Origin of the sequence: Pseudomonas sp. NPDC087614 (assembly GCF_044743485.1) — a bacterium.
GTDB classification, from domain to species: domain Bacteria; phylum Pseudomonadota; class Gammaproteobacteria; order Pseudomonadales; family Pseudomonadaceae; genus Aquipseudomonas; species Aquipseudomonas baetica_A.
This window is the reverse complement of record NZ_JBIUWN010000092.1, coordinates 1-19,647: the sequence shown is the minus strand read 5'-3', so window position 1 is coordinate 19,647 and position 19,647 is coordinate 1. Positions and strand designations below refer to the sequence as shown.

Annotated in this window: 18 protein-coding genes and 1 pseudogene; all 19 read right to left on the bottom strand. The window is 60.3% G+C overall.

What is annotated here, in order from left to right; all coding sequences use genetic code 11:
* Positions 1-128: hypothetical protein (locus tag ACIOWA_RS24415; protein ID WP_401162345.1), on the bottom strand; the 128-nt coding region annotated here is incomplete at its 3' end.
* A gap of 28 nt (positions 129-156) precedes the next feature.
* Positions 157-1,158, bottom strand: a complete 1,002-nt coding sequence (locus ACIOWA_RS24410) for a serine/threonine-protein kinase (RefSeq protein ID WP_401162343.1) — start codon at positions 1,156-1,158, stop codon at positions 157-159.
* A complete protein-coding gene (locus ACIOWA_RS24405) occupies positions 1,155-1,883 on the bottom strand; it encodes a PP2C family serine/threonine-protein phosphatase (protein ID WP_221734218.1) in 729 nt (242 codons plus the stop codon). The genes ACIOWA_RS24410 and ACIOWA_RS24405 overlap by 4 nt, the downstream gene beginning before the upstream one ends.
* Positions 1,883-5,422, bottom strand: coding sequence for a type VI secretion system membrane subunit TssM (gene tssM / locus ACIOWA_RS24400; RefSeq protein ID WP_339507802.1), 3,540 nt, complete (start codon positions 5,420-5,422; stop codon positions 1,883-1,885). Before tssM ends, ACIOWA_RS24405 begins: the two co-directional genes overlap by 1 nt.
* A 13-nt stretch (positions 5,423-5,435) precedes the next feature.
* Positions 5,436-6,311: a type IVB secretion system protein IcmH/DotU gene (gene icmH / locus ACIOWA_RS24395; protein ID WP_221734220.1), complete on the bottom strand. Its 876-nt coding sequence runs from the start codon at positions 6,309-6,311 to the stop codon at positions 5,436-5,438.
* 5 nt (positions 6,312-6,316) lie between these two features.
* Positions 6,317-7,648: a type VI secretion system baseplate subunit TssK gene (gene tssK / locus ACIOWA_RS24390; protein WP_221734221.1), complete on the bottom strand. Its 1,332-nt coding sequence runs from the start codon at positions 7,646-7,648 to the stop codon at positions 6,317-6,319.
* A 2-nt stretch (positions 7,649-7,650) separates the two neighbouring features.
* Positions 7,651-8,151: a type VI secretion system lipoprotein TssJ gene (gene tssJ / locus ACIOWA_RS24385; RefSeq protein ID WP_221734222.1), complete on the bottom strand. Its 501-nt coding sequence runs from the start codon at positions 8,149-8,151 to the stop codon at positions 7,651-7,653.
* 5 nt (positions 8,152-8,156) lie between these two features.
* Positions 8,157-9,353: a type VI secretion system-associated FHA domain protein TagH gene (gene tagH / locus ACIOWA_RS24380; RefSeq protein WP_221734223.1), complete on the bottom strand. Its 1,197-nt coding sequence runs from the start codon at positions 9,351-9,353 to the stop codon at positions 8,157-8,159.
* Positions 9,354-9,371: 18 nt separating this feature from the next.
* Positions 9,372-9,512 (bottom strand): hypothetical protein, encoded by a 141-nt coding sequence (locus ACIOWA_RS24375; RefSeq protein WP_003229566.1) that lies wholly within the window; start codon positions 9,510-9,512, stop codon positions 9,372-9,374.
* A 93-nt stretch (positions 9,513-9,605) separates the two neighbouring features.
* Positions 9,606-11,126 (bottom strand): sigma-54 interaction domain-containing protein, encoded by a 1,521-nt coding sequence (locus tag ACIOWA_RS24370; RefSeq protein WP_401162340.1) that lies wholly within the window; start codon positions 11,124-11,126, stop codon positions 9,606-9,608.
* A gap of 10 nt (positions 11,127-11,136) precedes the next feature.
* On the bottom strand, positions 11,137-13,794 hold the full coding sequence (tssH, locus tag ACIOWA_RS24365; protein ID WP_339507800.1) for a type VI secretion system ATPase TssH: 2,658 nt from the start codon (positions 13,792-13,794) through the stop codon (positions 11,137-11,139).
* An 11-nt stretch (positions 13,795-13,805) separates the two neighbouring features.
* Positions 13,806-14,813, bottom strand: a complete 1,008-nt coding sequence (gene tssG / locus ACIOWA_RS24360) for a type VI secretion system baseplate subunit TssG (RefSeq protein WP_221734226.1) — start codon at positions 14,811-14,813, stop codon at positions 13,806-13,808.
* Positions 14,777-16,564 carry a type VI secretion system baseplate subunit TssF gene (gene tssF, locus ACIOWA_RS24355; protein WP_339494187.1) on the bottom strand — a complete coding sequence of 596 codons (1,788 nt, stop codon included), beginning with the start codon at positions 16,562-16,564 and terminating at the stop codon, positions 14,777-14,779. Before tssF ends, tssG begins: the two co-directional genes overlap by 37 nt.
* Before the next feature lie 144 nt (positions 16,565-16,708).
* Positions 16,709-17,086 (bottom strand): hypothetical protein, encoded by a 378-nt coding sequence (locus tag ACIOWA_RS24350; RefSeq protein ID WP_336347569.1) that lies wholly within the window; start codon positions 17,084-17,086, stop codon positions 16,709-16,711.
* Positions 17,087-17,186: 100 nt separating this feature from the next.
* On the bottom strand, positions 17,187-17,564 hold the full coding sequence (locus ACIOWA_RS24345; protein WP_336347657.1) for a hypothetical protein: 378 nt from the start codon (positions 17,562-17,564) through the stop codon (positions 17,187-17,189).
* Complete coding sequence (locus ACIOWA_RS24340; RefSeq protein ID WP_339465176.1) at positions 17,561-18,412, bottom strand: hypothetical protein; 852 nt, start codon at positions 18,410-18,412, stop codon at positions 17,561-17,563. The genes ACIOWA_RS24345 and ACIOWA_RS24340 overlap by 4 nt, the downstream gene beginning before the upstream one ends.
* A gap of 4 nt (positions 18,413-18,416) precedes the next feature.
* The gene (locus tag ACIOWA_RS24335) at positions 18,417-18,923 is read right to left on the bottom strand and encodes a PAAR domain-containing protein (protein WP_401162337.1); all 507 of its coding nucleotides are present in this window, start codon (positions 18,921-18,923) and stop codon (positions 18,417-18,419) included.
* Positions 18,924-18,934: 11 nt separating this feature from the next.
* Positions 18,935-19,342, bottom strand: coding sequence for a type VI secretion system baseplate subunit TssE (gene tssE, locus ACIOWA_RS24330; RefSeq protein ID WP_339431523.1), 408 nt, complete (start codon positions 19,340-19,342; stop codon positions 18,935-18,937).
* Positions 19,343-19,351: 9 nt separating this feature from the next.
* A pseudogene (locus ACIOWA_RS24325) lies at positions 19,352-19,647 on the bottom strand (type VI secretion system contractile sheath large subunit); the annotation flags it as partial.

Here is a 19,647-nt window from a genome sequence, read left to right as displayed (position 1 = left end):
ACCAGTTCGAGGTCGAAACGATACGGCTGGCTGATGCCTTCGGTGCCGACAAACGACAGCACTTGCAGGTCGCCCACGTAGTCTTCGACCTTGAGGCTGAAGTGGGTTTCGTTAGCTGAATTGAACATCGTGTGCTCCCTGTTCGAATGTCATCCGTTACGCCCGAAACCGCAGACGTTGTAGCCAGGACGAAGTGGCGCCCAAGGCGTCACGCAATTGGTCGGCAGTGATGGTGCGTGCTGCCGGATCAAAGCTCAGCGCCTGTTGCAGCGCTGGCCAACTGTGTTTTGGCAGGTTCTGCGGGGCTTGCAGCTGGCGCTCCAGATGCTCGTCGCGGGCCTGGGTAGAGGGCAAGCGGCGGAACGGGTGTTTGCCGCCCGCCAGTTCATAAATCACACAGGCCACGCCGTACACGTCTGCGCTGGCCGACAAGGGTTGGCCCTCAAGCAGTTCGGGGGCGGCGTAGCCCGGGGTCCAGGCGTTGAAGCGTTCGCGGCTCAGGTGCGGCAGGCCGGGCAAGGTGCCCTCTTCTGCCTGGCCCAAACCGAAGTCGAAGAGGCGCAAGCCGTCTTCGCTGAGCATGACGTTGCTCGGTTTCATGTCACCGTGCAGCACACCGCGACGGTGGGCATAGGCCAGCGTGTCGAGCAGCGGCAGGACGATGTCGCGCAGTTCTTTCCACGGCAGGCCGAGGGGCCGCTCGCAGAGCAATTTGTCCAGGGTCAGGCCACGCATGTATTCCATGGTGATGAAGGCCCGCTGGCAATCGGTGTCGACTTCAAAGGTGTGTGCGCGCACAACGTTGTCGTGGCGCAGGCGTCGGGTCAGGGCGAACTCGCCGTAGAGCAAGGCACTGGCGTCCGGCGATTCGGCAAATTCTTCGCTGAGGATTTTCAGCGCGATGTAAGGGTCGGGATCGCCGAACTGTTCGTGCAGCAGATCCCTGGCCCGGTAAACAGCGCCCATGCCGCCCGCCCCGAGCAGACGCTCGAGGTGGTAGCGACCGGCGAGTATGTCTGGCAGTGCACCGATGCTGGCCTTGGTTGGCGCTGGCAAAGGTTCTGCTTTGTGCTCCTTGGCGAAGGCGAAGTAGGTCAGGTTGTTGGCCTGTTCTTCGCTCATCAGCACGTCATCGATGGGTGATTCGATGTTGGTCATTGGCGGATCACCACGGCTGTCAGGTTGTCGCGAGCGGAGCCCCGCAGGGCGCCGTCGAACAAACGTTCCAGCGCCACATGTGGCGCGCTGAGGCTGAGGGCGTTGCCGAGGGCATCGCTGCTCATGCCTTGGTACAAACCATCGCTGCACAGCAAAAATGCATCGCCCGGATACACCTCAAGTTCCAGTACATCCAGGGTCAGTGTTTCGGCGGCGCCGACGGCTCGGGTCAATGCCTGAGCCGCCGGGTGCGCCGCCGCCTGTTCGACGCTCATTTGCTGTTCGTCAATCAGTTGCTGTTGCAGCGAATGGTCTTTGGACAGTTGATACAAACGCTGCCCGCGCCACAGATAACAACGGCTGTCGCCAGCCCAAATGCAGGCCGCGCGATTGCCTTCCATCAGCAGCGCCACGACGGTGCTGCCCATGATGCTGTCGTGACGTCCGGCGGTGACGGTCAACTCTTGTCCCAAACGCCGATTCAACCAGTGCAGGCACTGGCGAATGGCTTTGAGGCGCTCGTCGAAGTCATCGTGTTGCGGCAAATCAGCCAGGCTGGCGACGATCAACTGGCTGGCGATGTCGCCACCCTGATGACCGCCCATGCCGTCCGCGACCACCCACAGCCCCTGCTGCGGATTGTCGAGGAAGGCATCTTCGTTGCGCGCCCGCACCTTGCCCGGGTCGGTACGCGCCGCGCTGCGCCAGGGACTGGCCACGAGCATCAGAGCTGCACCGGCATACGGAAGGTGCGCAGTACGCCCATGTCGAACGGGTTCGGCGTGCGTTGGCTGGACAGCAGGTAGTTGGCACGCAGGCCACCCACATTGGCTTTGAGCACCAACACGTCACGACCGCTCAGGTACTCGGTCTGCATCAGGTCGAACAGACGGAACAGCGACCATGGGCCGGAGTTCTTCTCGATACCGATCGGGCGCCCCGCCATCTTGTCCATCACCAGGCTGGTGCGACCGTCTTCAGCATCGGTTGGCCATTTGAACGACATGGGCAGGATCGGGCCGTGACGGTATTCCATGGTCTGGTCGCCGAACTTGAATTCGGAACGGCTGACGGCAGGGTCTAGGGTGTACGGCTCCAGTTTGAACTGCACTTGCGGTTCGGCCGGGTTGATCGAGAAGAAGCTCTTGCGAATCGTCTGCGCAGCGGCCATCTGATCGAGGTAGACCTTGGACACCGGCAGGCTGTGGCCGTCGACGCTGCGCATCCGGTAGTTGCCCGGATCACCGCTGACAAACGGACGCATGTAGTTGTCGAAGAAGCGGTCAACAACGCCTTGCGCCTTGAAGAAATCGCGGAAGTCGCTGATCGCCACGTCGCTGGTGCTGCTGGCGCTGAACGGATAGCGCTTGCTGATGGTTTTGCCATACACGCTGTACAACTCGTTCTGATAACGGCCGTTCAGGTATTGGTAGGCATCGCTGAGCACCAGGCGCCAGGAGTCTTCGGCCAGCACGTTGAACCACACGCTGAGCGGACGCGGCAGACGACCGGAGGCATTGCGCAGGTTGGTCAGCGCATCACGCTGGCCGCCCATGCGGGTTTTCGCCAGTTCGAACGCGGCTTGTTCCGGCGTGCTGGAACGGGCCAGGCTGGCCAGTTGCAGTTGCAGGTCGTTGAGCGCGCTCAGTGCCGGGGTCAGATCAGCGGCCGGGCCGTTGTTGTCATCGAGCAAGCGATGCAACGGTTCAAAGCGACGTTGCAGCGACTTCTTGGCAGTGTCCGGCAGGTTTTTCGCGACGTTCAGGGCCGAAGCCTTGTCGGCCACCGCCGACGCCAGTTTGCCGACTTTGCCCAGTTTGCCTTTCTGCCCAGCCAAGGCATCGGCAGCATCGCCCGCCTCGTCCACCGGATCAGCGGCCGCCGGGAAGCGGGTGTTTTCACGCACTTCGGTCAGCAATGCCAGCACCGGCGAGTTGGCCGAGGTCAGGCCCGCCAGTTGCTCGGCGCCTTCACCGGCGTCGTTGATTGGCGGCAATGCCACCTGGCCAACGGCTTCGCTCCAGTAGTTGGCGTAGTCGCGGAAGTACAGTTGCTCCAGTTCGACCATCAGGCGACGCAAGTCCATGTCGCTGATGCCCGCGCCTTCGCCCAGCACCCAGTTGTCACGCAGGATGTCGGTGACCAGTGCCGAGCCCTGCACCGAGAAGTACTGCTGATAACCCTGTTGGGTGTAGAACCCCGGGATCACGTAGTCGGTGCCGATGAACAGCGAGCCCTGCGGGCCGAGGTGTTGGCTGAAACGGTATTCCGGCAGGTTGCGCGCCTGCTCGCGGAGCATGCGGTAGACCACGGTGGCCAACGATTCGCTGCGCAAGACCTGACGCGCCTGAGCCACCAACTGATCGTTCAGCGGGTAGATGAAAGGCTGTTTCAGCAGGCGTTCGAGGTGGTGGTTCAGGCCGTTCTGCACCGCGGTGTTGCCGGTGTAGCGCTGCGACCAGTCGGTGGCCACCCAGTCCTTGAGCCACGCCGCGTCGCGACGATCCTTCATGTTCAACATCAGGTACGCACGCAGGCTGTTGATCAGGCGTTCGCGGTCCTTCATGTTGGCGCGGATCTGGCCTTCGAGCAGGGTTGCGACGCGGGGCAGCAGTTGCGTTTCAAGCTCGCGCTCGTAAGCCTCCTTGACCACCGGATTAACGTCTTCGCCCTGATACAGGCCGCCACGCTCGTGATACGACACGTCGCCCTTTTTCGGGAACGCCTGCGTTGCCGCGTAGCTGGTGTCGAGGGTTTTCAGCGCGCCCATCGCGTCATCACGCGGTGACAGCACCGAACGCTGCTGATTCCAGTTCTGCGCCAGATTGCGCAGGTTTTCCAGACGCTCGTAGTTGGCCGAGAAACCGCCCGCCCAGAGCATGCCGAACAACGCCAATGCCGCCAGTGCGCCGACGTACAGCGCACGTTGGCCCCAGTGGATGCGGCTGCGTTCGCGCTTGTCCAGACCGGCCAGATCGGCCTCGGGGAAAATCACCTGGCTGAACAAATGGTGGATGAATCGCGAGCGACCGCTGCGCAAGGTCGGCAATACACCGGCATTGATGCCCAGGTTGGCACCGATAGCGGCAGTGGTCGCATCCATCTCTTGGGTCAGGTGCGGTGCGCTGGTCAGGTAGAAACCGCGCAGTTGCGTGGCACGCTGGTAACGGTTGCCGGTGAACGCCATGTCGACGAACAGGCACAGGCGCTCGCCGATCTGCCCCAATTGATGCGGGAAGTCGAGGATGCGGCCACGGCGCTGAGTGTCGCGCTCGGAGTGCATGCGCATGATCACTTGGCTGTTGAGGCGACGCAGCAGTTCTTCGAACTCGTTGCGCAACACCGCCACGTCGGTGCCCTGTTGATCCTTGCGGAAACTGGTACCGAGCACTTGATCGCTTTCTTCGCGGGTCAATTGATCGAAGAACTCGTCAAAACCCAGCAGCTTGTCGGCCTTGCTCAGTACCAGATACACCGGCACGTCGACGTGCAGCTTCTGATAGATCTCTTGCAGGCGACCACGCACCTGGCGCGCCAGGGTGTCGATGTCTTGCTCGCTACCACCGGTGAGGGTTTCCACCGGGATGGTCACCAGCACGCCGTTCAACGGACGACCGCGACGACGTTTGCGCAGCAGTTCCAGCAAGGTGGTCCAGGCACTGCCGTCGACGTCTGCTTCGCCCTGGGTCATGTAACGCCCGGCGGTGTCGATCAGCACGCCGTGGTCGGCGAAGTACCAGTCGCAATGACGGGTGCCTTGGGTGTCGCGGGTCAGCTTGCGGTCGATCTTGTTGATCGGGAATTCCAGACCGGAGAAGTCCAGCAGGCTGGTCTTGCCGCTGGACTGCGGGCCGATCAACAGATACCACGGCAGTTCGTTGCGCCAGCGCTCGCTGCGGCCGCGATACAGGCTCGAGGTTTTCAGGGTTTTCAGCGCGTCTTTGAAACGCGCCTTCAACTCTTTCTGTTCGTCGTCGATCAGCTCTTCGCGGCGGATGCGATCCTGGCCGTCTTCGGTGGCTTCGACTTCTTTCTTGCGTACACCGGCGCGCCAGCTGACGAAGACCATGGTCAGGCCCCAGATCAGGAACAGCACGGCGATGGTCAACAGGCGAGAGGTCGGGCTCTCCCAGAACTTGTAGTCATCAACCGCCAACAACGGGCCAACGAACCACACCAGCAGTGCCACGAACAGCACCAGCAGCAGGGTCCAGACCCAGGTCTGGCGCAGGAAGGCGCCGACTTTCTTGAAAAACTTTTTCATCACACGTCCCTGTTTACGGCTGCGACTGCGGTTGAACCGCGGCTGGATCAAGCGGCTGGTAAGGTTGCAGCACGGTGTCGCGCTGCTCACCCAAGACCCAGGCGAAGCCCGAATACATCACCACCAGACAGACGAAAGTGAACAACACCACCATCCATGCCGGCACGATGCGCACCAGGTTGCGGCGCTGATCGTTCAAGCCTTCCCAATGCGGCGATAACTCACGCGGCACGTCGCCACGCAACTGACGGATCTGCCGGTACAAGGCGTCGCGGATGCCTTCAAGCTCGAGCATGCCGCGTGCCTGTACGCGGTACTTGCCCTCGAAACCGAGGGACAGGCACAGGTACATCAGCTCCAGCATTGGCAGGTGTTTGACCGGGTTCTTCGAGAGCCGATCGAGCAGTTGGAAGAACTTCTCGCCCCCGAAGGTTTCGTTGTGGAAGCTGCTGAGCAGGCTCATCTGCGACCATTCGCTTTCGTTGCCCCACGGCGTGGTCACGACGGCTTCGTCGACCACGGTGCAGAGCACGTAGCGCGCCGCCATCACCTGGCTGCTTTCGGCGCCGTTGTGCAGGGCGCTCACTTCAAACAGCTTGAGCCCGGCGGTCAGGCGCGCGTTGAGCGCATAAAGGTCTTCGCGGGTTTCGCTGTGCTTGAGGCGCACCACTTCCGAGAGCAACTCGGACGACGCGGCGACCAGCGAATTGAGGCTGATGTTGAACGCTTCCGCCGGGCGCACGCGTGCGGCGTAGATCATGCGTTCTTCCAGTTGCTCGAAACGCGGCGGCGCGGCGAAGTCGGTCAGTGGACTCGACGCCGGTCCGTGGCCCTGACGGTCGAGCAAGACTGTTTTGTCGTCCTGGCTGTATTCCGTTTCCGTGTTCATGTCGGTCAGTTCCTGATGGCCCAGAATTTCAGTTCAAGCTCGGCGAATTCGCCGGACACATGGAACGCGAAGCCGCCGGAGCGCTCGAGTTGTGCCAGATCTTCGGAACTGAGTTCGAGGATGAAATAGGTTTTGTTCGAGTGGAACGCGATCTGCCGTGGAGCGACGGGCAAAGGTTTGACCTTGATCCCCGGCAGGTGCAGGTTGACCAGTTGGCGGATACGCTCCACCGGGCCCACCTTGAGGTGCGCCGGCAAGCGGTGGCGCAGCTCTTCGGAGTCGCAGTTGGCACTGGCCGCCAGCACGAACGACGCCGAGCCCAGCAGTTTGTGGTCGTGCAACGGCGACACGATGATCCCGTACTGCCGCGCTTGCAGGATCAGTTCGATGGCGTGCTGCTCAAGCACCATCGACAGCACCTGACGGATCGCGTCCATCAGTTTGCGAAAGCTCGCGCCCTGGTCGGCGTGGGAGTAGCGGCTGTCCAGACGCGGGCGTTTGCTCTCGCCGGAGAACGTCGCCAGATCGCCGAGCATGGTCAGCAACGTGCGGTACAACTCTTCCGGGTGCACCTGCTCCAGACCCAGATAGTGGCGCAGCAGCAGTTCGGTGCGGTTGATCAGTTGCAGCATCATGAAGTCACCGACTTCGGCACCGCCGACCTTGCCGTTGGAGCGAATCCGCTCGGCAATGGTGTCGCCACGGTGGCTGAGCATGCTGATGACTTCTTTCAGGCACGACAGCAAGTAGCTGGAAGCGTGAGCCTGAATGTAGGTCGGCACGAAGTCCGGATCGAGGCTGATCACGCCGTCGGGCGTGGTATCGAGTACGTCGCAGATCTTCAGCTTCACGTAAGCCTGATCGCTCTGCTGCTCGCCGAGCAACAGTTTGAAATCGGGGCGACCACAGCTGACCTGGCTGGCCGAGTCGTCGCCGGCGTTGGAGTCAGCGACTTCGGCGTCGTACGCGGTGTAACGCGCCAGCACATCGGATTGCTCCGGACGGCGCGACTCGATGTGGTTGCCGGTGACCAGTGGCAGCGCCAGGTAGATTGGCGTGTTGCCCGTGTTCGGCGGTACGTCCAGCGCCAGCGGTTCGGTGTTGCCACCGAGTTCGAACAGGCTGCCGTCCGGCAGAATCCCCGAGGCTTCACTGATCACCAGTTTGCCCATGTTGAGGAACTGCAAGTCGATCTCCAGATTGAGGAAACCCCAGGTGTAACCGCCCAGCAACTGGGTACGGGTTTTCATCTGGTGATCGTAATAGCGATCGTTGTGCTGGAAGTGCTGCGGACGCAGCAACATGCCTTCCTGCCAAATGACTTTATGGGTATTCATGTTCAGTCATCCGCCTTGGCGAGCACTTGATGGGTGTTGCGAATACCGGCCTGGTCGAGGGTCAGGTCCGCCTCGGTGATTTCCAGCGGGGTGATCTGCACCGTGTAGCGCCACTGGGTTTCCGGCAGGTCACGGTAGGCGGCGAGAACGCCAACATAGCGGCTGCCCTCCTCCACGCTGAGTTTCATTTCCACGGTTTCACCCGGGCGCAGTTCGAGTTCTTCGCTGGCCACCAGATCCGGGTTGAGGGATTCCTTGGCTCGCTCGTAGAGGCTGAAGAAGTCAGCGTTCTCGAAGGTCACCGGGTGCTTGAGTTCGAACAGGCGCACCACGATCGGCGACGGGCGGCCGTTGAGGTCAGGGTTCAACTGATCGCTGCCGGTCAGTTTCAGGTTGATCTTGGTCACTTTCGAGTACGGCGACAGCGACGAGCAACCGGCGAGCAGCACCAGCACGGTGAGCGCAGTCAGCGTCTTGAAAAAAGCGGTCGAGCGGCGAGACATGCGCATCATCCTTGGTGGTCGGTGTGGAGGGTGGAGATCAGGCGGATCTGTTCTTCGTAGGCCTGGGCGAAGTCGCGGGCCAGCAGACGCTCGCTCCAGTCATCGTCCTGACGCAGGGCCTGGTGGTAACGGCCGAACGCTCTCCAGCGCCCGCCCGACGTGGCGATCAACGGCTTGTTGTCGCGCTCGAAACGCAGGGTCAGTTGCTCGGGCGAGAAGTGTTCCAGCGTGCCGCGCACGGCGGCACGGCTGGCGGTCAGCAAAGCCACCTGATGCGCCTGCAAATCGCGGAACGCACGGGAAATGGCCTGCTCAGCCGGCAAATGCCCGGGCTTGCTTGGCTGCAACAGAATCTGCAGCGCTTCGCTCGGGTCGACGGCGAATTTCAGCGGGTTCTTGTTGGTGCCTTGCACGGTGGTCTGGGCCAGACGCAGCTCGTTTTTCAACTCCGAACGGGTGCGCAGGCTCTGCTGCAAACCACCGACGCTTTGACGCAACAGACGCGCGGCGTTCAGCGCCAGGGCTTCGCGTTCGTCGTGGCTGACGCCTTTGAGATCCACACCCAGCGCGGCGCCGAAATGCTCCCAGAAACCTTCGCTTTGGCGCTCGACGGCTTTGGGTGCCGGAGCAGGCTCAGGTTCGGCGGGCGCGGCGATCAGCTCCGGCACCATCAGGCTTTCCATGTCGATGCGGGCGTAGTCGGCACGCTGACGGGAGTCTTCAGGTTTGGTGTTGGGCGCCAGCAGTTCGTCGATTTCCGAATAGACGCGCTCTTGCTGTTCGAGGGCGTTGAGCGGGTCGAGGTCGAGGAACGCGTCGTCCGGGATGATGCTGCCAGCGGCGCGTGGACGGCCGACTTCGCCGTCGAAGGTCGCCGGGTCACGCACCAGTCGCGCACGGATCTCGAAGTCGCCCAGCACGTAGGTGCTGCCGTGTTCGATGCGGACCGGTTCGCCCTTGTGCAGGCGTGCGCCGCTTGCGCCATCCTGGACACCATTGCTGCTGGTGTCGGTCAGGAAAAACGTGCCCTCACGGTAACTGACAATCACATGATGATTGGACAGATGACGCTTGCGGTCAGGGATGATCCAGTCGCAGTCCTCGCCCCGCCCGATGACGCCGCCAGCCTGTTTGAAGGTCTTCTGGCACAACTCGGTGGGCACGAACTGCTTGGTGTTCAGCATTTCGAAAACCAATTCCATGTTTGATGCTCCTTGCGGTCACTTGCCGCGATTGACCGCTTGCGGATCACCCAACGGGCGATAGTCGTTGTCGTTGAATTTGTAATTGCCGCTACAGCCGCCAAGGCCGCATAGAACGACGAGGGTCAGCAGGACAGCGTGCCAGTGACGAACAGACATCAGAGGGTCTCCAGGGGTAGACAAAGCACAAAGCGCCGACCCTTGCGGGCGGCGCTGAAATAGTTTTTTTGCGGCGAAGTCGATGATCTTGGCCTATCCATCGAAATCTCCAAGATTGATATTCAGGCGCCCGAGGCGGTACAGCAGCGTGCGCCGAGGCAGGCCCAACTCACGGGCGGCGAGGGTCTGGTTGCCGTCGTTCTTGCGCAGGCAATCGAGCAACAACGAGCGCTCGACCTGCTCCATACGCTCGCGCAGATTCAGGCCGCTGTTGTCTTCGAACATGGGTTCCATGCGCAGGGAGAAATGCTCGGCCAGCAACTCGCCGCCCTCGCACAGCAGTACCGCACGCTCGACCAGGGCCTTGAGTTCACGGACGTTGCCGGGGAAGGTATAACCGCACAGGTGTTCAAGTGCTTCTTCGGACCAACACACCGGGTCACGCTGCAAGAAAGAGCAGGTCTTCTCGGCGAAATGGCGGGCCAGATCAAGAATGTCGCCTTCGCGCTGACGCAGGGCCGGCAGCACAATCGGAAATTGCGCGAGGCGGTAGTACAAGTCTTCGCGGAATTTGCCTTCGCTGACCAGCACCGCCAGATCACGGTGAGTCGCGGCAATGATGCGCACGTCGATCTTGTGCGTATCGTTGGAGCCTAGCGGACGAATCTCGCCTTCTTGCAACACGCGCAGGATTTTCGCCTGCAACGACAGCGGCATGTCGCCGATTTCGTCGAGCAACAGCGTGCCGCCATTGGCCGCGTCGAACAGCCCGGCGCGGTCGCGATCGGCACCGGTGAATGCACCTTTGCGATAGCCGAACAGCTCGCTTTCCAGCAGGTTCTCCGGGAATGCCGCGCAGTTCTGCACAATGAACGCTTGCGAACGGCGCGGGCCGCAATCGTGAATCGCTCGCGCAACCACTTCCTTGCCGGTGCCGGTTTCGCCGCGCAGCAGCACCGTGTAAGGGCTGTGCAGGACTTTGCTGATCAACGAGTAGGTCTGGCGCATCGCCGCGCTTTTGCCGATCAGCCCATAACCACTGATGCTCGGCACACTGCGCAACACCGGTGCCGAGACGTCCTGAGGTTGACGCAGGCGTTGCAGCAAGTGCAATTGGCCGAGTACGAACGAGCCGAGTTGGCCGAGCGAGTCGGCAAAGCCTTGCAGGTCGGTGCGATGGCGGCTGGCACACAACAGCAAGCCTTCGACAGCCTTGTGCTGGTTGACCAGCGGCACGCACAGCAGCGACTGCCACGGTACTGCCACGGCCGGCAGAAAACTGGTTTCGTGCAGGCTGGCGCTCAAATCGTCGAGGCACACCACGCGGTTCTGGCACAGCGCAAATTGCAGCAGTTGCTCACCGTTGTAGTCCGCCGGCAGGCTCGCCGCTTGACGCGGTTGCAGCGCGCCGTCGAGGTATTCGGCGTTCATGCCCAGGCAGGTGTGGGTGGCGTCGAGCAGATACAGTTGCGTCAGTTCGCAACCACTCAGCCCGGCCAGCCCACGCACAAAGTCACTCAATAGCGCAGCACCGTCCGCCGCCCGCGAAAGGCTGGCGAACTGCGCCAGCAACGCTTCGGCATAGACCAGCGGCTGCGGCACTTGAGTGAACATCACGCCCACCTCAGGCAAACTCGCACGTCACGCTGGCGTCGCCGTCGAGCGTGGCATGCACACGCTTGAGGCTTTCACCGGTGGCCATCGCATCGAGCAGACGATCCGCCACCAACGGCAGGACGTGCTGATCAAGCAAGTGGTCGATCAGACGCGCGCCGCTGTCGCTTTGAGTGCAGCGCTCGGACAGGTGATCGACGAGGTTCTGGCACCAGCTGAAATCCAGCTGACGACGGTTGAGGCGCTCGCCAAGACGACCGAGTTTGATCTCGATCAGCTCGCGCAGCACAGGGCCGCCGACCGGGTAGTACGGCACCACTTTCATCCGTGCCAGCAGCGCCGGTTTGAAGTGCTTGCTGAGTACCGGGCGAATGGTTTCTTCGAGCTGTTCGGCGGTTGGCCGCGCGCCGTCTTCGCAGAGGTCGCTGATACGGTCGCTGCCCAGGTTCGACGTCATCAGGATCAGCGTGTTACGGAAGTCGATCTCGCGCCCTTCGCCGTCATTGGCCACGCCTTTGTCGAAGATTTGGTAGAACAGGTTGAGCACGTCCGGGTCAGCCTTTTCAACTTCATCGAGCAGCACCACCGAGTACGGCTTCTGGCGCACGGCCTCGGTGAGCATGCCGCCTTCGCCGTAACCGACGTAGCCCGGTGGCGCACCGATCAGGCGCGAAACGGTGTGTTTCTCCTGGAACTCGGACATGTTGATGGTGGTGATAAAACGATCACCGCCGTACAACAGGTCGGCGAGGGCCAGCGCGGTTTCGGTTTTGCCGACGCCGCTCGGGCCGACCAGCAGGAACACGCCGACCGGTGCATCAGGTTTGTTCAGGCCAGCCGCGGTGGCACGCATCGAGCGATCCAGTGCGTGGACGGCTTGTTCCTGACCCCGGATGCGCGTGCGCAGGTCGGTGGCGAAACTGGCGACTTTGGCGTTGTGCTCACGGGCCAGTTGCGCCAAAGGTACGCCGGTCCAGGCGCTGATCACTTCAGCCACCAGACGCGGGCAGACTTCGAAGCTGACCAGACGCTCTTTGACCTGAGCGGCGGTCAATGCGCTGTGGGTTTCGTTGAGCTGGGCTTCCAGCGCTTCGACGCTTTGACCTTCCTCGACTTCAGCGACGAGGGTTTCAATCACGGTGCCTTCGGCGTCTTCTTCGATGTTGACGGTCGGCTCGACGGCTGCGGCTTCACGGGCCTTGGCCAGTTGCTGACGCAGTTCCAGCAGGCGTTCGGCCAGTTGCTTCTGTTCAGTCCACAGGGCTTCCAGTGCAACCATTTCGTTTTCGGCTTCGTCCAGCCGCGCTTCCAGTGCCTCCAGCGCTTCGTGGTCGATCAGCAGACCGGCCTCGGCGTCGCGACGCAGGGCCTGGCGCTGACGGCCACCTTCAGCCAGTTCGCCACGCAGGCGCTCAAGGCTTTCCGGGGCGGCGGCGAGGCTGATGCGCACGCGGGCGCAAGCGGTGTCGAGAACATCGACGGCTTTGTCCGGCAGTTGCCGACCGGCCAGATAACGCGCGGACAACTCAGCAGCAGACACCACCGCGTCATCACGCAGGTAAATGCCGTGGCTCTTCTCGTAGACCTGAGCCAGACCACGAAGGATGGTCACCGCTTCGCTGACGGTCGGTTCGTGCAGTTGCACCGGCTGGAAACGACGGGCCAGCGCCGGGTCTTTCTCGAAGTATTTCTTGTACTCGGCCCAAGTGGTCGCGGCGATGGTGCGCAACTCGCCACGCGCCAGCGCCGGTTTCAAAAGGTTGGCCGCGTCGGAACCGCCGGCATTGCCGCCCGCGCCGATCAGCGTGTGGGCTTCGTCGATGAACAGAATGATTGGCTTGGGCGATGCTTTGACTTCGTCGATCACGCCTTTGAGGCGACGCTCGAATTCACCTTTGACGCTGGCGCCGGCCTGCAACAGGCCCATGTCCAGCGACAGTAGCTCAACGCCTTTGAGCACTTGCGGCACTTCACCGGCAGCGATGCGCGAGGCCAGGCCTTCGACGATGGCGGTTTTACCGACACCGGCCTCACCCACCACGATCGGGTTGTTCTTGCGGCGACGGGCGAGGATGTCGACCATCTGACGGATCGCGCCGTCACGGCACAGCACCGGGTCGAGTTTGCCGTCGCGGGCCTGTTGGGTCAGGTTGTGGGTGAAGCGCTGCAACAGCGATTCGCCCTGAGCGGCCGGTTTGCCGTTGGCCGCCGGTTGCTCCTGTTGCGACAGGGCAAATTCTTTCAGGCGATCGATGTTCAATTTGGCGAGCAGCGGCTGATAACGGCTGCCGGCATAACGCATCGGGTTGCGCAGCAGCGCGAGGATCAGCGCGGCGTCTTCGACCTGGGTCTGGCCCAGTTCGAGGTTGGCCACGAGCAAGGCGTCTTGCAGCCATTGCACCAGTTCCGGAGCAAACACCGGGTTGCGCGAAGCGCTGTGTTCAACACGCGATTGCAGCGCGGCGCTGAGCTCACCGGCATCGACATCCGCGTCTTGCAACGCGCGGGCAAGCAACCCGTTCGGACGTTCCAGCAGGCCGAGCATCAAGTCTTCGACGAGGATTTTGCTGCCGCCACGGGCGACGCAACGCTCGGCCGAACGCTCCAGGTCACGACGGGTTTCGGCGTCCAGCGCCTGGATGAGTTGTTGCAGGTCTACGTTGATCATGGCTCACGTCCTTAATGAATTTTGCTGCCCAGGGTCACCACGCCGTCCGCTTTCTCGCGGCCCAGCCAACTGGTCCAACCGAGGCGACAGGCGTTCTGCTCACCGATGCGCAGTTCGCGGATTTCTTCCTGGCGCAAAACCAGGCGAATGTCGTAATCGAGCGGGTCACGCAGGGTGAACCGCACCAGCGCGCAGAGCGGCTGGTAACCGAAGCCGATCGGCAGGAATTCATGGAATCGCTGCCAATCGAGTTGGGTGATGTGAATGCGGAATTTGCCGCTGCGGTCGCGCACGTGTTCGCCGAGCACCAGGTCTTCGCCGAGCATGCTGTTGGCGCGCCCCAGACGGTTGCGCTGCTCTTCGAGAATTTCCACGCGGCGTTCGATGCACTGCTCGATGACCAGGTCTTCGTGCTTGAAGTAGTAACGCAGCACGGCTTCGATCAGTGCCGCCGAGTGCGCCCGCAAGCTGAGCAGGCCAAGGTAAGGCAGCAGGCGTTTCCAGTTGAGTTCCTTGGCTTTGCGGATTTCTTCGCCGCCCAGACCGATCAACGCAAACAACTGCGACGAGAACGGGTCGATCGCGCCGCTCTGGAAACTCGCGCGGTAGCGGTACTTGCGCCAGATCGGCAGCATCAGCCGTTGCAGGCGATGGTGGAACAGATCGAGGAAGTTGCGCGTCGGGTTGCCGTCTTCGCTGTCGCCCAGGGCCTGCTCACCGTAGAACGCCGGCAGCGGCGAACCGGAGCCGACCAGGCCGATCAGGTTGAAACGTACGCGCGCGCGCATCTGCCCGTGCTCTTCGAAAAACTCCACGCGATCGACATCGCTGCGCGGGAATCCGAGGCTCGGGTTGGCCTGGAATTCCACCTGATCGTACAAATCGTCTTCGCTCAGGTGCGGGTGTGCATCGCGCAGCCGGTCGATCACCAGCAGCACGGCCTGAAACAGCGAGTATTCGCGTATTACCCGGGTCAACCCGCTTAAAGCAGGGGTTGCAGACCCATACGTGGTGTCCATTGGTACACCTCTCCCTGTGTGCTTTTTACCCGCAGTTCATGGAATGAATTGAGACTGGCGTAAAGCGCGAAAAACTCGTTAAGAACGGAGGCGAAAACGAACAGGTCGCCTTCACCGATATACCCTTCCGGGTCGATGGTCAGTTCGGTGCGCAAACCGCGCACCGGCAGGCCGCGGTGCAGCCGATCGACGTGGTGGTGCTTGATGTGCTTGAGACCACCGAGCAGGCGCTTGCTGACCTTCTCTGCGTGCTGGTCGTAGTAGCGCGGCAGGTCGTAGGTTTCCAGAATCACCTTCAACGCATTGACGTCGGCCAGCGACAGATAGTTAAGCGACATGTTGCTGATCAGCTTCCACAGGAAGTCACGGTTCAGCGGCGGCGCGAAACTCGAGGTGGCCGGGGTGATGTTGCGGAAACTCAAGAACTCCGGCGTCTCCTCGCAAGCCATGCAGATGTCGCCGAGCTTGAGCTTCTTCGGCAGGTTCTGGTTGGTGCACATCAGCTCGATCGACAGCGTTTCGTGGGCCTCGGTGTGGCGGATGCCGAAGCTCAGGTAGGTGTCGAGGCCGTCGTGCAGCAAGGATGAACGCTGGCGGATGCTGTAATGCGGGCGGCTGTTGGGCACGTCGAAACTCGGGTCGTGCTCGAAGGATTCGAACGGCACGTACTCCTGATAACCGAGGCCGCCGGGCTTCCATCCAGTGACGGTTTCCACCGAGAACACGCCGCAGTTTTCCAGATCGTATTCCGCCGGCAGCAGCAGGTATTCATCCTGCTTGCCGTCGAGGCGAATCGGCAGGGCGTCGTGCGCGAACAGGTTGGCAATCGGCGTGCAGAACAGCTTCACGTTATCCAGCGTCGGACGCATGCGCATGATCCCGCTCTTGCGGATATCGAAACGCAACTCCAGCCCGCGCATTTGCTTGAGGGTGTCTTCCGGCAGCGCCTTGAGGATGTCCAGACCGTTGACGTCGACGAACAGGAACTTGTCCTGGAAGGCGAAGTATTCCTGCAGGTAGCGATAGCCACGGAAGGTGTTCAGCGGATACGGAATCAACGCCTCTTCTTCGGCAAAGCCCACCGGTTTGACCCGGTCACCGGGAATCTTGAACGCCATCGGCTTGCCCGCCACGCCATCGATTGGCTTGCCGGCGCCGTCGAGCGGGATCAGCTCGATGCCTTCCAGGTTGCGCAGCAGACTCAGGTACAGCATCTGGCTGATGTAGCGCTCGCCGGCAAAGTGCAGACGCAGTTTGCTCAGCTCCAACTCGCCGAGATGGCCGTCGGCGCTCATTTCCAGACGCAGGCTGAGCAACGAACCGTCGCCCTTCACCGAGTAGTTCAGCGCAGCCAGATCCAGCGGCAACACTTCGGTCGGGTAGCAGGTGCGGAAGCGGCAACGCACGTCTTCGATCGGTTTGCTTTCAATCGGCGTATCGCGCTCGACCACCAGCGCCGGGCCCGAACGTTGAAGCGGATCAAACTGCAAAATGCTGAATGCCGGTAGCGGGCGCATGTAGTTCGGCCACAGCAGTTGCATCAGCGAATGGCTGAGCTCCGGCAGTTCGTCATCGAGCTTCTGCCGCAGACGCCCAGTCAGAAACGCAAAGCCTTCGAGCAACCGCTCCACGTCCGGATCCCGCCCAGCCTGCCCCAGATACGGAGCCAGCGCCGGACTACGCTCGGCGAAACGGCGACCGAGTTGGCGCAGTGCGGTGAGTTCGCTTTGGTAGTAGTGGTTAAAGGACACGGGTTACCTGCCTGGTAGTGGATCGCATGAAAAACATCCTTTGGAGCACGATTGTCGTTGCGGACATACAGCGTCTCCTGGCGATGCGCTTCCGGGTGTTGATGGCCGAATGAAGGATCGTTTGCGCGACGCGCACGTAGATATTCATCGCTGTGCGGCTCCTTGTTTTTGCGGAGTGATCTCGACGCCCGTATACACATAGAGCTCTTCGCCGCCGTAGCCACCAATTGCTGCAGCGCTGAGTGGATGGCTATCCCGGGTGCCATATCGAACCCAGCCTTCTGTCCACATCTGACCATTTTCGTGACGAATCTCCACGTAATAGTCGGGCGCTTCGTGCTTGGTGACCTCGACAAAAACCCCGCCATCCTCGGCGCCAATCCACAACGCATGGGGATGAGCGAAGAGCTTTGGTTCGGTCGAGCTTTCCATTCGCAACAGCAACGCGAAGCCGACCAGAATCGTCAGCAAACCGACCGAGCAGAGGAAAGCGGCAAGGCATTGCCACGCTCTTGATTTCATTGAGCCGTTCCCGCACAAAAACTTCATGGGCAGAAAGAACCATCAGTAATGACCCAAGCAATATTAGGGACCGCCCCCTTTTTCCAGAAAGCAAAAAACTTCATGTCATGACCCGAGCCAACAAAAACTTTTCAAACTTGCCAGCCAGCCATATCGCCAAAATAGTTAGCCCACCCGTTAAAACGCTGTAAGCGGCCGCGCGAACAGGATAAAGCGGCAACAGATAAACCAATATCAATGCAACCATTAGAAAAACAATGCTAACTTTCACCATTCGCTTTGGAATTACAGCAACAACTAAATTTACAAAAATAAACAGATAAAACACCATATACATGGCAATCCCGATGGAAGCACCACGCGAGGTAAGCCCACCAAATAAAACCTTGTACAGCGAAACACCATAGTAATTAACCACGACATAAATGACGCAGGCAAAAAAATGTACCAATAAACCCGCCGCTAGCCTCACCATCATCTTTTCCACTCTCCATACTTATCTACAGAGCCTTGCGTGATGGAGCTTCTTAACTTCTGATCGTATGTGCCAAGATAAACAGTACTGGTCACCACTTTCTCGCGATAGCCCATTCGCCCAGCAAATACTCTTACCGTTTCAGTGCGTAGTTCAAAATTTTCCGAAGCCCATAAAGCCCCACGTAGCACCATATAATTATCGTACTCATTGGTCTTGTCCTCCTTTGGGAATATAGGAATACCATCACCATATTTCATACCGGTTTCAACGGTTTTCTTAATGGCAGCTTCCAAAGACTTGGTTTCTTCCAGATATAAACGATATGTATCGGTCGCGAACGGTATTTGCCCAACCCCGTCAGCCCAATAGGGCTCACCATCAATCATGACCATTAAAAATTCGGCACCACCCTCAGAACTATTTTTCCAATCACCGGGCATTGTCGGGGCAAAGCTAATTGACATCCGGTCAATAATTGCAAATTTAATAATTTGCGACCAACTAAACTGCTTATAGGCATTGTAGGCATCTGTACCGGCAGTTTTAGACTCGGGGTTCACCCAAATTTTCTTCCGATAATTATCAGCCAACGGCTCAAACCACTGAATTGCTTCCGCATACAGTTTCTCAGCTTTCATGATCCTGAACTGAACATCTGGTGCATTCGGTTTTAGAGCAAAAAGAGGCACCCCATTTCCTCTGGTTATTAACCAGACGTGAGGCAATGGAAGCTGTTTCGGTTTTTTATCTTCACTCGGCGTAGTTTCGGCTTTGATTTTCAGTTCCGTTTTTCCATCGGAAGTCTCGAAAATGTGTGCAACGCCGTCGATGACAATAGAGGTTTCCACGCGATTACTCCGACGACACGTAGATGGTAACCATCTCGGCTTGTTTTCCAGTGGAGAAACACCCTGTGCCTCCAGCCGCCGATGAACATCCTGCTTTCTCTAAGCCACTGTCAGAAACCATTCTGTAATTGAGGTTTGCTACTGGTTGTCCGTCCGCTGTATGGAATGAAAAAACACGGTTGAAGACTCCAGGAATGACTAACGGCTCCGGCGGCACAAACGGCGCCGGCGAATGCGAATTGCCGATAATCACCGTGCCAGAACCGGCGGTGACCTTATTGCCATGAGAACCAACCGAACCTACCGTGGCCGCCGGTTTGCCATTGATCAGAACCGTGGTCGCCAGATCGCCAACCATCGCACCACCACACGCCGACGCATCGCCTTGGCGGGCGGCCACGAGGCCGTCGAAGAACACGTCGCCGGAACCGGCGGCGATCGGGTTGGTGCCGTGGCCGGGGAGCGGGCAAGCGGTGGGGTCGGATACGCGTGCTGCGGGTTTGCCAGACATCGGGGATCTCCTTAGGTGACCTTCACTTGTCCGCTGCCATCCAGGCGCGCGGAAAAACTGACCTGACGCTTGAACCCTTCAACTTCCAGCAGGCCTTCGATACTGAAGGCCAGGCGCAGTTGATCGTGGTCACGCGGCAGGGAAATGACACGCACGTTGCTCAGGCGTGGCTCGTAGGCTTCGATGAAGCTTTCGATGGCCAGACGGGCCTGACTCAGGGAGTCGTGCAGGCTCAGACGCATGTCATTGAGATCGGGCAACCCGTAGTCGGACAGCGTTTGCACGCTGCCGGCCCGGGTGCTGAGCATTTTGGCCAGATGGGCAGCCACTGACGCCATGGCACAAGCCTCAAGGCTGTTGCCCTTGCGTAGTTGCGCATCGCCGTTGAGGCGTTCGAAAAGGCTGCCGTATCCGTCCATGAGTCGCTCTTACTCTTTGTCCAGCTTGCCAACCAGCGACAGGGTGAAATCGGCACCCATGTACTTGAAGTGCGGACGCACGTTCAAGCTCACGCGGTACCAGCCCGGCTCGCCTTCAACGTCGCTGACGATCACTTGCGCAGCGCGCAGCGGACGACGGCCACGCACTTCGGCGCTCGGGTTTTCCTGGTCGGCCACGTACTGACGGATCCACTTGTGGAGTACCAGCTCGAGGTCGGTAAGATCTTTCAACGAACCGAGTAGATCGCGCTGGAGCACTTGCAGGTAGGGTGACAGGCGGTTGA

Coding starts and splice junctions, on each gene's coding strand:
- tssM (WP_339507802.1), bottom strand. CDS start 5,422: ATGAAAAAGTTTTTCAAGAAAGTCGGCGCCTTCCTGCGCCAGACCTGG.
- tssE (WP_339431523.1), bottom strand. CDS start 19,342: ATGGACGGATACGGCAGCCTTTTCGAACGCCTCAACGGCGATGCGCAA.
- tagH (WP_221734223.1), bottom strand. CDS start 9,353: ATGGAATTGGTTTTCGAAATGCTGAACACCAAGCAGTTCGTGCCCACC.
- tssH (WP_339507800.1), bottom strand. CDS start 13,794: ATGATCAACGTAGACCTGCAACAACTCATCCAGGCGCTGGACGCCGAA.
- ACIOWA_RS24410 (WP_401162343.1), bottom strand. CDS start 1,158: ATGACCAACATCGAATCACCCATCGATGACGTGCTGATGAGCGAAGAA.
- ACIOWA_RS24350 (WP_336347569.1), bottom strand. CDS start 17,086: ATGAAATCAAGAGCGTGGCAATGCCTTGCCGCTTTCCTCTGCTCGGTC.
- ACIOWA_RS24375 (WP_003229566.1), bottom strand. CDS start 9,512: ATGTCTGTTCGTCACTGGCACGCTGTCCTGCTGACCCTCGTCGTTCTA.
- tssK (WP_221734221.1), bottom strand. CDS start 7,648: ATGAATACCCATAAAGTCATTTGGCAGGAAGGCATGTTGCTGCGTCCG.
- tssG (WP_221734226.1), bottom strand. CDS start 14,813: ATGGACACCACGTATGGGTCTGCAACCCCTGCTTTAAGCGGGTTGACC.
- ACIOWA_RS24405 (WP_221734218.1), bottom strand. CDS start 1,883: ATGCTCGTGGCCAGTCCCTGGCGCAGCGCGGCGCGTACCGACCCGGGC.
- icmH (WP_221734220.1), bottom strand. CDS start 6,311: ATGAACACGGAAACGGAATACAGCCAGGACGACAAAACAGTCTTGCTC.
- tssJ (WP_221734222.1), bottom strand. CDS start 8,151: ATGTCTCGCCGCTCGACCGCTTTTTTCAAGACGCTGACTGCGCTCACC.
- ACIOWA_RS24335 (WP_401162337.1), bottom strand. CDS start 18,923: ATGTCTGGCAAACCCGCAGCACGCGTATCCGACCCCACCGCTTGCCCG.
- ACIOWA_RS24345 (WP_336347657.1), bottom strand. CDS start 17,564: ATGATGGTGAGGCTAGCGGCGGGTTTATTGGTACATTTTTTTGCCTGC.
- ACIOWA_RS24370 (WP_401162340.1), bottom strand. CDS start 11,126: ATGTTCACTCAAGTGCCGCAGCCGCTGGTCTATGCCGAAGCGTTGCTG.